The organism is Hymenobacter convexus (assembly GCF_030580955.1).
Taxonomy (GTDB): Bacteria; Bacteroidota; Bacteroidia; order Cytophagales; family Hymenobacteraceae; genus Hymenobacter.
Genome location: NZ_JAUQON010000001.1, coordinates 767,248 through 781,356, shown reverse-complemented (window position 1 = coordinate 781,356; position 14,109 = coordinate 767,248). Strand labels below are relative to the sequence as shown.

General features: G+C 60.8%; 13 protein-coding genes. 5 read left to right on the top strand and 8 right to left on the bottom strand.

The features are described 5' to 3' along the window. Positions 1–54: 54 nt before the first annotated feature. The 4 genes from Q4S41_RS03135 to Q4S41_RS03120 form a co-directional block, all read right to left on the bottom strand. Entirely contained in the window at positions 55–600 is a 546-nt protein-coding gene (locus Q4S41_RS03135) for a PPC domain-containing DNA-binding protein (RefSeq protein WP_305029640.1), read from the bottom strand. A gap of 180 nt (positions 601–780) precedes the next feature. Next, positions 781–2,028 (bottom strand): hypothetical protein, encoded by a 1,248-nt coding sequence (locus tag Q4S41_RS03130; RefSeq protein WP_305029639.1) that lies wholly within the window; start codon positions 2,026–2,028, stop codon positions 781–783. Beyond that, positions 2,025–2,771, bottom strand: a complete 747-nt coding sequence (locus Q4S41_RS03125) for a hypothetical protein (RefSeq protein WP_305029638.1) — start codon at positions 2,769–2,771, stop codon at positions 2,025–2,027. Before Q4S41_RS03125 ends, Q4S41_RS03130 begins: the two co-directional genes overlap by 4 nt. 137 nt (positions 2,772–2,908) lie before the next feature. Further along, positions 2,909–3,481, bottom strand: coding sequence for an RNA polymerase sigma factor (locus Q4S41_RS03120; protein ID WP_305029637.1), 573 nt, complete (start codon positions 3,479–3,481; stop codon positions 2,909–2,911). 151 nt (positions 3,482–3,632) lie between these two features. On the opposite strand from Q4S41_RS03120, the gene Q4S41_RS03115 reads away from it, so the two are divergent. From Q4S41_RS03115 to Q4S41_RS03095, 5 genes are all read left to right on the top strand, one after another. Beyond that, a complete protein-coding gene (locus Q4S41_RS03115) occupies positions 3,633–4,175 on the top strand; it encodes a hypothetical protein (RefSeq protein ID WP_305029636.1) in 543 nt (180 codons plus the stop codon). A gap of 156 nt (positions 4,176–4,331) precedes the next feature. After that, the gene (locus Q4S41_RS03110; RefSeq protein WP_305029635.1) at positions 4,332–5,402 is read left to right on the top strand and encodes an NAD-dependent epimerase/dehydratase family protein; all 1,071 of its coding nucleotides are present in this window, start codon (positions 4,332–4,334) and stop codon (positions 5,400–5,402) included. Positions 5,403–5,440: 38 nt separating this feature from the next. Beyond that, a complete protein-coding gene (locus tag Q4S41_RS03105) occupies positions 5,441–6,511 on the top strand; it encodes an NAD-dependent epimerase/dehydratase family protein (protein WP_305029634.1) in 1,071 nt (356 codons plus the stop codon). Continuing rightward, positions 6,508–7,251 carry a glycosyltransferase family 2 protein gene (locus Q4S41_RS03100; RefSeq protein WP_305029633.1) on the top strand — a complete coding sequence of 248 codons (744 nt, stop codon included), beginning with the start codon at positions 6,508–6,510 and terminating at the stop codon, positions 7,249–7,251. The genes Q4S41_RS03105 and Q4S41_RS03100 overlap by 4 nt, the downstream gene beginning before the upstream one ends. 9 nt (positions 7,252–7,260) lie before the next feature. Then, positions 7,261–8,496, top strand: a complete 1,236-nt coding sequence (locus Q4S41_RS03095) for a hypothetical protein (RefSeq protein ID WP_305029632.1) — start codon at positions 7,261–7,263, stop codon at positions 8,494–8,496. 20 nt (positions 8,497–8,516) lie between these two features. Here the strand turns inward: Q4S41_RS03095 and amaB are convergent, their stop codons facing one another. The 4 genes from amaB to Q4S41_RS03075 all read right to left on the bottom strand — a co-directional run bounded on the left by amaB (position 8,517) and on the right by Q4S41_RS03075 (position 13,887). Next, positions 8,517–10,121 carry an L-piperidine-6-carboxylate dehydrogenase gene (gene amaB / locus Q4S41_RS03090; RefSeq protein WP_305029631.1) on the bottom strand — a complete coding sequence of 535 codons (1,605 nt, stop codon included), beginning with the start codon at positions 10,119–10,121 and terminating at the stop codon, positions 8,517–8,519. Between the two features lie 112 nt (positions 10,122–10,233). Beyond that, entirely contained in the window at positions 10,234–10,695 is a 462-nt protein-coding gene (locus tag Q4S41_RS03085; protein ID WP_305029630.1) for a hypothetical protein, read from the bottom strand. Positions 10,696–10,896: 201 nt separating this feature from the next. Next, on the bottom strand, positions 10,897–12,087 hold the full coding sequence (locus tag Q4S41_RS03080) for an AAA family ATPase (protein ID WP_305029629.1): 1,191 nt from the start codon (positions 12,085–12,087) through the stop codon (positions 10,897–10,899). A gap of 303 nt (positions 12,088–12,390) precedes the next feature. Beyond that, the gene (locus Q4S41_RS03075; RefSeq protein ID WP_305029628.1) at positions 12,391–13,887 is read right to left on the bottom strand and encodes a S1C family serine protease; all 1,497 of its coding nucleotides are present in this window, start codon (positions 13,885–13,887) and stop codon (positions 12,391–12,393) included. Positions 13,888–14,109: the final 222 nt, after the last annotated feature.

The window sequence follows — 14,109 nt, the reverse complement described above, 5'->3', positions numbered from 1 at the left end:
CCTACAGTGCCACAATGATAATCATCTGCGGCTATCCCTTCATGTTCAGTTCCTCTATTTTTTAGCCTTCGGCTGATTTTTTTTCGGCGGCACCGAAACCGGCCCCGGCAAGGCCGACGCGGCCGGGTAAACCACCAACTCCTGGTAGCCAAACGTGGCATCGGGTTCGCGCCGAAATTCCAGCTCCGGCAGCTCACTCAGTACGATTTCAGCCGTGGTGTACACCCGGCAGCCATCCAGCAAATGCCCGCCGACGGTGCGGCCCGTGCTGTCGGCCACCGAAATGTGGACGTGCGAGCCGTTGGTAGACAGCGTGCCCACCAGCGACACAATCTCGAAATGCCCACGGTACACGCTGGGCCCTTCCTGGTTGGCCAGCCGCAGCGTGGCCACCGTGAGGCTGCCCACGCACGTCACCAGCGCCCCGGCCCGGATATTGTTGGCCTTGATAAACGCGGTGAGCGACTGGCGCAGGTCGTCGCCGGGCCGCAGGCGCAGGGCGTATGTTTTCGTGGTGGAAGTGGAGGCAGTGAGCACAGCGGGCGCGGTTTGGGCCAGCGCGGGGCCGGCCAGCAGGCAAAGAAGCAGGATACGAAGCACGGGGCAAAGTAAGGCCTCAACGTGCGTCGACTGTCATCCTGAGCGCAGCGAAGGACCTTATAACGGCTGCTTCGTCCTGATTACTGCAAATCGTTTTGACGTGATAAGGTCCTTCGCTGCGCTCAGGATGACAGTCGACGCACGCAAGATGTCTCGGCCAGTTCGACATGACGTTCTTACCTACTTCACGAACCGCACGGTCCCATACCTCACCTTGATATTAACATTCCCGGCGTTGTGAGCTGGCACGGCGCCGCCAAATACGCCCAGCACGTCGCTGGTCTGCGGTCCGTTTTCCTGCGAGAGCACGCGCACGAAGTTCTTGTCGACCAGCAGCTGCCCCTGTTCGGTACTTACGTCGAAGCGAAAGCCCGGCGCCTCGGCAAAACCCAGCCGGATGGTGCTGAAACCACCGTCCAGGTTCACCTGGCGGAAGTTGGCGCCCATGTCGCGCACCACGAAGTCGGGGCAGTAGCGCAGGGCCATGTCCAGGCCCTCGCTCAGCTTATCAATGGTGAAGCGCGAGTAGCCCGACGAGCCGCGCAGGTTGCGTACGGTGCCCAGGGCAACATCGCCGTACTTGCTGTGCACCGTCAAATCCTGCACGGTACCGATATCAATATCAGAGAAGTTGTTGCGAAGGTCCACGGTGGTGCCTTCGTCGAGGCGCAGGCGGGCGTAGCTGGCATCAATGCTGGCGCGGCCGGCAAAGGCCACGGTGCAGTCGCCGTTGCCGATGCGTACTAGGTTGCGCGGCCCATCGAGGCGGCTGGCGCGCAGGGTACCGTAGTCCACGGCCAGCTCGGTGGGGCCGCTCAGGTCGCCGGCAATATTGACTTCGCCGAAGTTGTTGTGCACCCGCAAAGCCGTGGTGTGGGGCAGCCACACCACGTAGTTCACCTCGTAGCGACAGCCGCCCGGGCGTCCGCGCAGGGCTGGGCCAAACTGCGTGCTTACGGCCACGCCGCCAGTGCGGGCGTCGTAGTCCAGCCACTGCACGCCCAGCGCGTCCAGCACCTGGCGGGCGCCGGCCTCGGTTTCGGAGCGCGCCACCAGTTCGGCTTCCACCTTGATTTCACGCTTGTTCCAGGTATTGACCTGTACCCGGCCGTAGCGCGTTTCGAGCGAGAAGGGGCGGCCGGTTTTGGGCACGCTGTAGCTGCGGCTCAGGCGCCGCCGCTGCTCAGCCTGCAGGATGCCGGCTTCCCCATTGGGCTGGTCGGCCACCGGGTTTTGCTGCTTCCCAACGGCAAATTCTTCAGCTGCAAAGGCATTAAACACTGGCGCGGGGCCGATAACCAACGGCGTAACCGCTACTGCCCGTTTGGCCAGCGCCTGCCCGGGCAAGCAGCACAGCAGCGCGGCCATTGCCATCAGCAGCAAGGCTGCCGCCCGGCGGCGGGTCGGGCCCTCTGTCAGCTTGCTCATTCGGCTTGGCGCCGGCTATCGGCCAGCACAAAAGAACTGGTGTTGCGTTCTTCCGGGGCGGCCGTAGCGCGCAGGTGCAGCTGCTGGTCGAGGATGTCGAGGCGCACCTGCAGGTTGCGGTTCATGGCCGTGAGCACGGCATCGGGCTGCGGGTGGTTCAGCAGCTCGGCCTTGAGCTGGCGGTAGCTCGAATCGAGCGACACGAGTTCCCGCTGCCAGTCGGCGTTCATGCTGGCCATGCCGGGGCCGGTTACTTCGCTCAGCTCGTGTTGCCGGCGGGCCAGCTGGCTGGTGTAGTAGGTTTCCATGCCGCGCACGGCCCGCACCAGCTGGCTGTCGGCGCCGGTGCTGCGCTCAGCGGCCGAAATGGCCAACGGGTTGCCACCCTGGTAGAGCGCGGCGTCGTTTTCAGCGGTTGCGTTCGAGGTACTGGCGCTGGCAGGTGCAGCAATGGCTGTAACCTCCTCGGTGGTGTGGTTCGATTTCCACGCCTCGCTGGCGCCGGCGGCAAATACCAGCAGGGCCAGCGACGCGGCCACGCCGTAGCGCTGCAGCCAGCTGGCGCGCTCCACTACTTTGGGCGCAACCGGCTCGGTGGCCAGGCGCATGGTGGGCGCGGCCACGGGTTCGGCCAGCTGCTGTTCGAGGGCGGCCCACAGGTCGGGGCGCGGCTCGTGGGTGTCGAAATCGGCGCGGTGCCGCTCGACGAAGCTTTCTAAAGAATTCGGCTTATTCGTGTTCATGAAAGGGTTACAGACGCACGGTTCTTCCAGGTTTCAGGGGGCGGCGGGGATAATTGGGTGGGGCCGCTGCCAGGCGAAATAAGGATGAAGAGTAGGGTGGAAATACGTTAACGTAATGAATGGATAAGGGTAATAGTTTAACTCAGGCCGCGCTGGGCGGCCAACTCGCGCAGGCGCACCCGAGCCCGGCTATACTGCGATTTAGAGGTTGATTCGGAAATGCCCAGGATGCCGGCGATTTCCAGGTGGTCGTAGCCTTCCAGTAAGTACAGGCTCAGCACCACGCGGTAGCCGTCGGGCAGCTCCTGAATGCAGCGGCGCAGCACGTCGGCGCGGTAGTGGGTGTCGGCCTCGTCGTCGGGCGAGAGGGTGGCGGCTTCGGCGGGTTCTTCGTGGTGCTGCTCGCCCAGTGGCACCAGCGCCAGGCGCCGTTGCCGCAGGCAATTGATGCTTTTATTCACCACAATGCGCTTCAGCCAGGCTCCAAACGAGGAGTCGCCTTTATAGCTGCTCAGCTCCCGAAAGGCGCTCAGAAACGACTCCTGGAGCACGTCTTCGGCCTCGGCATAGTCGCCGGTGATGCGCAGGGCCGCGTTGAACATGGCCTTGGCGTAGCGCCGGTAGATTTCGGCCTGGGCCTGGCGGTCGTTCAGGCGGCAGCGCTCCACCAGGGGCGCATTGATGTCAACGTAGGCAACGGCGGCTTCCATGTGCAGAGAAAGGCGGGGTTAGAATGCTTAAGCGAATAAAGGACCCCGGCCCGGCCCACAGGGTTGCAGGCCGGCGCCGGCAGTCGGGGGCGCAGTGCAATTTACCGGTTCTTTACCTTTGATGCCTAACTATCCCCTCTTCTCCACTAACATGCGCCGTCGCTTCCTACCCCTACTGCTGTTGCCCACGCTATGGAGCTGCAGTACCTCCGACTCTAACCCCATCATCGATTTTGGGGAAGGCGAGGGTATTACTTATCGCCAGGGAAACAATGTGCCGACCGGCCCGCGCGACTATACCGACTGGACCACGGACGCCACCTGGAACAAGCAGGAGCGTGCGCTTTTCGCCGATGCCAACCTTGACCTGAACGGCCCGCAACGGCCGGAGTTAATCGCCTACACCACCGCTTACCCCAATCCGACGTGGAGCGGCCAGGCCAGCTGGGCCATCGGCCCTCGCACCGGCAGTGCCAGCGGCGGCCCATTCACCGTGCGGGCCGTTTTAGTCAACCGCCAGTACCGGGCCATGCTCCGTATCGCGCCCCAGGCGCTGGTTGTTTCCGGCCTCACCTACGCCCTCGATTACACCAAAGCCGGCCTCGAACCCCGGGAGCTGTACCGGCTCTACTACTTGGTGACGGACGCCAGCGGACTGGTTTACAAAGGCCACGGCGATGTAAAGGTTGAGTAATTGTCCGGTGCAATATCCGCTTAACGCGGGAGAAAGCAAGGCAATATCAACAGGCACCCCTGAACACACAGATAGGTGATTTAAAGATATTTATCAAAAATCTCCTACTTTTAAGACCTTTGCTCCTAAGTTTACATTATAATTCCATTCTATTCTATGTCCTTAAAATCCTTGCTCATTACCGGCGGTGCCGGCTTTGTGGGCTCTGCCCTAGCCTTACGCTTCCGCGAAGCCTATCCCGATTGCCGCATCTTTGCCCTCGACAACCTCAAACGGCGCGGCTCGGAGCTGAACCTGCCCCGGCTGCGCGCCGCCGGCGTCGAGTTTGTGCACGGCGACATCCGCAACAAGGAAGATTTCGACGCCCTGCCGCCCGTCGAAGCCGTCATCGAAGCCTCGGCTGAGCCGTCGGTGCTCGCCGGCCTCACCTCGGCCCCCGACTACCTGATTAACACTAATCTGACGGGCACGGTAAATTGCCTGAACTACGCCCGCCAGCACAACGCGGCTTTTGTGTTTCTGTCCACGAGCCGGATTTACCCGATTAACCAAATCGACAAAATCCAGACCGTGGAGGCCGAAACCCGCTTCGAGGTGAGCGCCGAGCAGCCCATTGCCGGCATCTCGCCGCGCGGCCTGGCCGAAGATTTTCCCCTCGAAGGCTACCGCTCGCTCTACGGCGCCACCAAGCTGTGCTCCGAATACCTGATTCAGGAATACCACCATTTCTACAACATGCGCACGGTGATTAACCGCTGCGGCGTGCTTACCGGCCCCTGGCAGATGGGCAAGGTCGACCAGGGCGTGATTGTGCTGTGGGTGGCCCGGCACTTCTGGAAGCAACCGCTGGGCTACTTCGGCTTCGGCGGCACGGGCAAGCAGGTGCGTGATATTCTGCACGTTGACGACTTGTTCGACCTCGTGAAATACCAGCTCGAAAACCTTGACCAGGTGAGTGGCAAAACCCTGAACGTGGGCGGCGGGCGCGATATCAGCGTGAGCCTGCAGGAGCTGACGGCCATTTGCCAGCGCGTGACGGGCAATACCGTGCCCATCAGCTCGCAGGTGGAAAACCGGCAGGCCGACATTCAGCTCTACCTCACCGACAACTCCCGCGTGACCGCCCTCACCGGCTGGACGCCCCAACGCTCGGCTGAGAAAATCGTGACCGATGTGTACCACTGGCTGCGCGAAAACGAGGCCCAGCTCAAGCCTATTCTGGGCTAACCTTACTCATTCCTTTTCAAAATCAAGCGTATATCCCGATGAAAGTTGTACTCATAACCGGTGCCGGTGGCCTGATTGGCAGCGAGGCCGTCGAATTCTTTGCCGATAAGTTTGACGTTGTGGTTGGCATTGACAACAACATGCGCAGCTACTTTTTCGGTGAGCAGGCCTCGACCGACTGGAACCGGGCCCGCCTGCAGAGCAGCTTCGACAACTACCGCCACTACACGGCCGACATCCGCGACGTGAGCGCGCTGGAAGCCATTTTTCAGGAATACGGCACCGACATTGCCCTCATCGTGCACACCGCCGCGCAGCCGAGCCACGACTGGGCCGCCCGCGAGCCGTTCACCGACTTCACGGTGAACGCCAACGGCACGCTGAATATGCTGGAGATGACGCGCCAGCACGCCCCCGAGGCCGTGTTCATCTTCACCTCCACCAACAAGGTGTACGGCGACACGCCCAATGCCCTGCCCCTGGTGGAGCTCGAAACCCGCTGGGAAATCGACGAAAGCCACCCTTACTTCGCCCACGGCATCGACGAGCGCATGAGCATCGACCACACCACGCACTCGCTCTTCGGGGCCAGCAAGGTGGCCGCCGATGTGCTGGTGCAGGAGTACGGACGCTACTTCGGGATGAAAACGGCCGTTTTCCGCGGCGGCTGCCTCACGGGGCCGCGCCACTCGGGCGCGCAGCTCCACGGCTTCCTCTCGTATCTGATGAAGTGCGCCATCACCGGCCAGCACTACACCGTGTTTGGCTACAAAGGCAAGCAGGTGCGCGACAACATCCACTCGCACGACCTGGTGAACATGTTCTGGCACTTCTACCAGGCCCCGCGCCCGGGCGGCGAGGTGTATAACGCCGGCGGCGGGCGTTTCGCCAACTGCTCGATGCAGGAGGCCATTGCCCTGTGCGAAACCATCACGGGCAACAAGATGAGCTACTCTTACTCGGAGCAAAACCGCATTGGCGACCACATCTGGTACGTGTCCGACGTGCGCCGCTTCCAGGAGCACTACCCCGGCTGGCAGTTCGAGTACGGCCTCACGGCCACCCTCACCCAGATATTCAACGAGCTGCGCCAGCGCCAACCCGCATGAAGCTGAGCGTTGTTATTCCGGCGTACAACGAAGAGGACAGCATCGGGGAAACCCTGCACACACTGCACGCCAAACTGGTAGAGGAAGGCATTGACCACGAGATTGTCGTCACCAACGACAACTCCAAGGACGGCACCCTGGCTCGCCTGCAAGCCCTGGCCCAGGAGATTCCCACGTTGCAGTACTACACCAACGCCGGCCCCAACGGCTTCGGCTACGCCGTGCGCTACGGTCTGGAGCGCTACAGCGGCGACTGCGTGGCCGTGATGATGGCCGACCTGTCTGATGACCCCGCCGACCTAGTGCGCTACTACCGCACCATGGTCGGCGGGGGCTACGACTGCGTGTTTGGCTCGCGCTGGGGCAAAGGGGGCCGGGTGATAGATTACCCGGCCCACAAAAAGCTGCTCAACCGCGTGGCCAACGCCATTGTCAAAACCTTGTTCCGGCTCAAATACAACGACTGCACCAACGCCTTCAAGCTCTACAGCCGCCACACCATGGAGGGGCTCAAGCCGTTCTTGTCGCCGCACTTCAACCTCACCCTAGAGCTCCCCCTGAAGGCCATCGTGCGGGGCTACTCCTACGCCGTGGTTCCCAACTCCTGGACCAACCGCAAATACGGCGAGAGCAAGCTCAAAATCAAGGAGATGGGCTCCCGCTATTTCTTTATCATGATGTATTGCCTCATCGAAAAGCACTTCTCCCGAGGCGATTTCCGGAAGAAACAAGCACAATAGTTATTCTTCATGGAAAACACGACGGATGAGTCGACGGCAGCCCAAATCCTAAGCCCCCTCGTTTCCTTCTACCGATTTGCCGAGAAGCTGCTGGGCTCCAGGTTCTGGCAAATTCAGGTGGTTATCCTATGCGTAGTGATGGCTGGAGTAATGCAAACGCCTCGCTATCAGTATTATTATCGCTATGCAATAGCTAAGAGCGGTGAAAATCACATCTTCACGGCCCTCGATAAGCAGGTGAGCGAACCCCTGGGCTCAACCAACTTCGCCCCCGAAAGCCACCAGTCGAAAATGGCTTTCCGGCTGCTGGTGCCCCTGCTGCTGAAGGGACTGCACATTCCTTCGGCCGGCTATTTGGGGCTGCAGTTCGTTTTTGGCCTGCTCATGCTCTATGCGCTGACCAAGCTGCTACACGACATCACCCAGGACCGGCTGGCCACCGCCCTTTTGCTCTTAGGCCTCAGCTGCACCTACTTTGGCTGCGCTTATCTGACCGATGTTCTGACGTTGCTCGACGCCTTTTCGTACGCACTGTTGGTCTTCATGATGCTCTTCCGCTCCCCCCTGGTACTGGCGCCGCTGATGGTGCTGGGGGCTTTCAACGACGAGCGCACCATTGTGGCCATTCCCATCGTTATGCTCTGGCACGCTTGCCGCAACAGCGACTTGTTGCACGAGAAAAGCTGGGGGTTGTTGTTGAAACGCGTGGTGGCCAACCCACAAGTGCTGGCCCTGTTGCTGGGCATCGGCCTGTACGTGGCCATTCGCTTGTCGCTGGCCAGCGTCTTTCATCTAAAAACGGTCGATGGCTACGTTGGATTTTCGGCGTTGGCCCTGAATGCCTTGGCGGGCACCCTCGACACCGCCCTTTTTAGCGGATTGGAGTCGTTTTGGGTGATTTTGGTCGCCTCACTGCTGCTTTTGCTGTCGTTGCGGGCTTATCGGCTGCTGCTGTTGCTGCTGCTCGCCCTCATGCCCATTTTTCTGGGGTCGTTTCTGGTGTTCGATGTCACCCGAAGCATTTCCTACGGCACGCCGGTTTTCCTGCTCAGCCTCTACCTGCTACGCCCTTACCTCACACGCGTCAACCTGCGGCATCTGGCGGCCGTGGTGATGTTCGGGGCCGTGTTCATTCCCACAACAAGCGTTATGTGCACGGCCATGCCCTTGCCCTCGGCTTTCAACTTTATTATTTACAAAGTTTTCGCCAAAAGCGCTCAAGGGATGCAGCCGCCCACCGACTGAGCAGCTGCATCCCGCTTGCCTTACACGTCGAACTTAATACCCTGTGCCAGCGGCAATTCCGTGGAGTAGTTGATGGTATTGGTCTGGCGGCGCATGTACACCTTCCAGGCGTCGGAACCGGACTCGCGGCCGCCGCCGGTTTCCTTTTCGCCCCCAAAGGCCCCCCCAATTTCAGCACCGCTCGTGCCGATGTTCACGTTGGCAATGCCGCAGTCGGAGCCGCTGGCGGCCAGGAAGGCTTCGGCCTCGCGCATATTCAGCGTGAAGATGCTGCTGGAAAGGCCCTGGCGCACGTCGTTCTGCAGGTCGATGGCCTGCTGCACGTCGCCGCTGTACTTGATGAGGTATAGGATGGGTGCAAATGTCTCTTCCTGCACGGTGTGGTAGTGGTTTTCGACTTCCACCAGCGCGGGCTGCACGTAGTGGCCGCCGTGCAGCTCGGCGCCGCTCAGCACCTGGCCGCCGGTGAGCAGCTTGCCGCCTTCGGCCTGCACCTTGGTCAGGGCTTCGGTGAACATCTTCACTGCGTCGCCGTCAATGAGCGGGCCTACCAGCGTGCCCTCTTTTAGCGGGTGGCCGATGGGCAGTTTCGGGTAAGTAGCCAGCAAGCGGTTTTTCACTTCCTCATACACGCTGTCTTCGATGATGACGCGGCGGGTGCTGGTACAGCGCTGCCCGGCCGTGCCCACCGCCCCAAACACAATGGCCCGAATGGCAATATCGAGGTCGGCGTTTTCGGTGACGATGATGGCATTGTTGCCGCCCAGCTCCAGCAGCGCACGGCCCAGGCGGGCGCCCACCACTTCGCCTACTTTGCGGCCCATGCGGGTGCTGCCCGTAGCCGACACCAGCGGCACGCGCCGGTCGGCAGCCATAGCGGCCCCGATGCTGGCATCGCCGATAATCACGCTGAACACGCCTTCGGGAATGTCGTTTTCGGCCAGCACGTCCTTAATTATGTGCTGCACGGCTACGGCCGTCAGGGGCGTTTTCTCGGAGGGTTTCCAGATGCTCACGTCGCCGCACACGGCGGCCAGCATGGCGTTCCAGCTCCACACGGCCACCGGGAAGTTGAAGGCCGAAATGATGCCCACCAGGCCCAGCGGGTGGTATTGGTCGTACATGCGGTGCGCCGGGCGCTCCGAGTGCATGGTGAAGCCGTGCAGTTGGCGCGAGAGGCCCACCGCGAAGTCGCAGATGTCAATCATCTCCTGCACTTCGCCAAGGCCTTCCTGCAGGATTTTGCCCATCTCGGCGCTCACCAGCTTGCCCAGCGGCTCCTTGTATTCGCGCAGCTTGTTGCCAATCTGGCGCACGATTTCGCCACGCTTGGGCGCCGGCACGTGGCGCCAGGTTTGGAAAGCCTCCTGCGCAGCTTTAACAACGGTTTCATAATCATCCAACGTGGCGAAGGCCACGCTGGCAATGCGGCGGCCATCGGCCGGGGCGTTGATGACGCGGCGCTCCGCGTTGGTGCTGCCGCCCCAGGCGCGGCCGGTGCTGTAGGCCGCATTGTCAGCCGCTACGCCGAGCTGGCGCAGCACGTCCTGGATGCCGTGGGGGTCTTCGTGGGGGTGCGCCACGGTTACGTCGGGTGCGGTGGCTTCTTCGAGGGCCTGCTTCATATAAAAAGGGGGGTGGGATGATGCGGCGCAAAGCTACGGTTTGCCGGCTAACGGGGCAGCCCGGCCGCCATTTTCCATCCTCCGCACCGCCTTCATCGCCCGAATCACAGGGTTAGCGTGGCCGTTTTTCGTCCGGGTCATTGGGCAGCAGGCCCGCCCGCTCCTGCTGGTCGTGCAGCCAGCTCATGGCCTCGGCTTCGTCGTTGTAAAACAGCGGATACGAGTCGATAGTGGCCGCTTGGCGCATGCGTTCCTCCATTTCGGCACTCTCGGCGGCCAGCTGCTGGTGAGGGCCCGCGAGGTAGGCGGTGAATAGCGGGCCACCCAATTCGGCCGCCACCTGCGGAGAAAACTGGTCGCGAAACCACTCGTTCAGGTCGGGTCCGTCCAGGGGGCGGCGGCGCAGGTCCAACAGCCAAAACCGGCAGTTGCCGTGTTCTTTAGCAGCCGCCAACATGGCCTGGTACGTTCCCTGCACCTCGGGCGGGGGCAGCGCCTGCAGCCACCGGCCAATGAGAACACCTAAGTCAGCACGGTATTCGAGCGAGAATGCGTTGTTGGGGAAAGCAGGCACAGGCAGAACAGGATTATCGAATGCTCTCTTATACGTTGGGCAAAAGACGAGGTTAATTTGCGGAAAGCGTCCTGGCCCGTTATGTCGAGTTGGCCGAGACATGACGGCGGTGCGGGTTAAACCCTGTATCACAAGCTAGCCAGAACGAAAAAGCCCCGGCCTGAAATCAGGCCGGGGCTTTTGTTTTAATCCTTGAAACCGCTACCCCACCTTCCGCAGGGCCACGCGCTCCTGCTCCAGGTCGCCGAGGTTGTTGAACACATCCAGGCTGTCGCGCCGCAGGCCGCGCACTTCTTCGTCGGAAAGCTGTCGGACTTTGGTTTGAAAATCCTTGTAGTACGCCACAAACACGGCCAGCTCGGGCACTCGGTTTTCGTAGGGCACCATGTTTTCCAGCACCTCGCTGAAGAAATGCGGGCTGTGGGTGGTTACGAAAAACTGGTTGTCCTGCTGCGTGGCAATGCGCTCGGCCAGCTGCGACACATACAGTGGGTAAGAGTGTGCCTCCGGCTCTTCAAGCAGAATTATCGTGTTTCGGTTCGATTCCATGGCCGCCAAGTAGAAGCCGTAGCGCTGCAGCGTGTCGCCGCTGCCCGAATAGGGATAGGCGAAGCTCAGGCCGTCAACTTCCTTCATCACCTCAAAACGGCCGGTGTCAGGGCGCACGCGCATGCGCAGCCCGCGCTCGGCAAAGAGACCGGCAAATTCCTGGCGCAAATCGGCGTGCTGCTCCAGCACCTGCACTAGGTTGTTGCCGTGTGGCGGCCGCAGGGAGGCATCGGCGTAGCGGCGGTCGATGTGCGCACCGGGCTTGTAGCGGTAGGCTTTCACGGCCCGCGGCTGCCACGCCGGACTCGACGTCACAAAATGACCGTCCTCGCCGGGCTGGTCCATCAGCCCGTGCCGGTCGAACTCGGTATAGAGAAAGCCGGGCTCGGGCAAGGGCGCAGTTGTGGACAAGTGCGGATAGAGTCGGTCAAGCAGCAGCGAGTCATCGCCGGTGCGGGTTTTGCTGCGGCCTTCCAGCAGCGGTAGGCCCAGCTGGGCGCGCAACAGGCGATACACGGCCTGGCTGAACACGCCGTAGCGGAAACGTTTGCTTTTGCTTTCGTGCCCCAGCAGACAAATGTCGCGGTCGGTTTCAATACGAATGGGGTGCGTCATCACGCCATCGTGGAAGAGGTGCGCCGGCTTCTCGTAGCGCACGAAGCTGCTCAGGAATTTTTTCTTCTTTTCGAACGGCAACCCACCCAGCAAGCTCATGGCTTCCAGCACCGTCGATTTTCCCACATTGGGCTGACCAATGATGAGATTGACGCGCCGTGGATGTAACACGGCACTCCGAATCGACTTGAAATTCTGGATATAGAGTGTGTTAATGACGTTTTCCATGCGCATTTAATGGTAAACAAGCCGAACCGTTTACCGTTCAAAACCGAAAGCAAAATTTCCCAAGATGGGACTACCACTTACGGATAAAACTGGCAACCAGACTCAGCTTTGCCAAGTAAATTGCCAGTCATTCAGCAGTTTTTTTGTCGAAGTTATGCCTATAAGTCAATCTTTTCCGCTGGTTTTACCAAATAAATTTTTCCTGCTAGTATCCGTCACTAATTCATTAAAAAACGTGTCCTGCCGAAGTGCAAAAAAAAGCCCCCGCCGATTGGACAGGGGCTTTTTCAACGCAGAAAGATATTATTCAGCACCAATGGGATAGTAAGCCTTGCGGCCGTCGGGGTACACCCCTTCTACCAGCACGCCCGAGCCGTTGCGGGCTTGTTCGAGGATGTTCTTCACATCCGACGGCTTGGTCACCTGGCTCTTGTCGATGCGGGTGATGATGAAGCCGTCGGCCATGCCGGTTTCGCGGAAGCTGCTGCCCTTGATGCCCGAAATCTTAGCACCGCCTTCCAGGCCGAGCTTGGCCAGGTCGCGGGCCGGCACGGCGGCAATGGTAGCGCCTTCGTACTTGATGGCGGCCACCGCGTCTTCGCGCACCACGCCGGTGGTGCCGGTCGAGTTGCGCAGCGTGGCTTCGGCCAGGCCGGCGCTGCCACCGCGCAGGTAGCTCACTTTAATCTTGTCGCCGGGGCGAAAGCGGGCCACCTGCTCCTGCAACTGCGGAGACGTGTTCACGTTCACGCCGTTGATTTGGGTGATGATATCGCCCGTTTTCAGGCCGGCGGCGGCGGCGGCGCTGCTCTCGCTCAGGCCTTCCACGTACACGCCGTTCAGGGCATTGAGCTTTTTCTCCGAAGCCAGTTTGGCGTCGACTTCGCGAATACTCACGCCGAGCATGGCACGCTGCACCACCTTGTACTTCAGCAGGTCATCAACCACCTTGCTGGCCAGGGAGCTGGGAATGGCAAAGGAGTAGCCTTCGTAAGAACCTGTGTGCGAGGCAATGGCCGAGTTGATGCCAATCAGGTCGCCGTTGAGGTTGACCAAGGCGCCGCCCGAATTGCCGGGGTTTACCACGGCGTCGGTCTGGATGAACGACTCCAGGCCCATGTTGTCCTTGCGGTTCAGGATGCCGATGTTTCGGCCTTTGGCCGAAATAATGCCGGCCGTCACGGTCGAGTTCAGGTTGAAGGGGTTGCCCACGGCGAGCACCCACTGGCCCACCTTTACGTCGTCGGAGTTGCCATACTTCACGAAGGGCAGGTTGTCGGCTTTCACCTTCAGCACGGCCAGGTCGGTGTTGGGATCGGCGCCCACCAGTTCGGCGTCGAATTTGCGCTTGTCGTCGAGCACTACCTCAATTTTGGAGGCCTTGTCGATGACGTGATTGTTGGTCACGATGTAGCCGTTAGCGGCGATGATGACGCCCGAGCCGGAGCCCTGGCCCCCACCCTGGGGCTGCTGCTGAAACTGGTCGAACTGGTCGCCGAAGAACTGGCGCAGGAAGGGGTCCATCTGCTGCCGGCGCTGGTCGACCGGCGCGGCGGCGTATTCGGTCATCACGTGCACCACGGCCGGGGTCACGGCGGCGGCGGCGGCTACAAAGTTCAAGCCTTCGGGCACGGTGTAGGGCGTGCTCCGCATCTCGGACGTGTAACGCACCTGGGGGTTGGCGGCTACAGCCTGGGGCGCCATTGGGGCGGGCTCCAGCAGCTTGTACCCCCCCACGGCCACGCCGCCGCCCAAAATGGCGGAACCGAGCAGGCCGAGCATCATTTGTTTTGCTTGCATGGGGTAAGGGAAAATTGAAAAAAGGGTGAAACCAGGTAATGAAGGCACTAATTTAACGTGGCAAGCATGAAAACCGGATGAGAAATTCCGGCTATTTCATTCCCAACGTCCGAAAGATTCGCTTTAGCGCCCGATGGTTGCTTTTAGCAGAAAACAGGCCAGTTTGGGTTGCCTACGGGCACAACACGCGAAGCGGCAAAAAAGGCACCCCGCGGGGTGCCT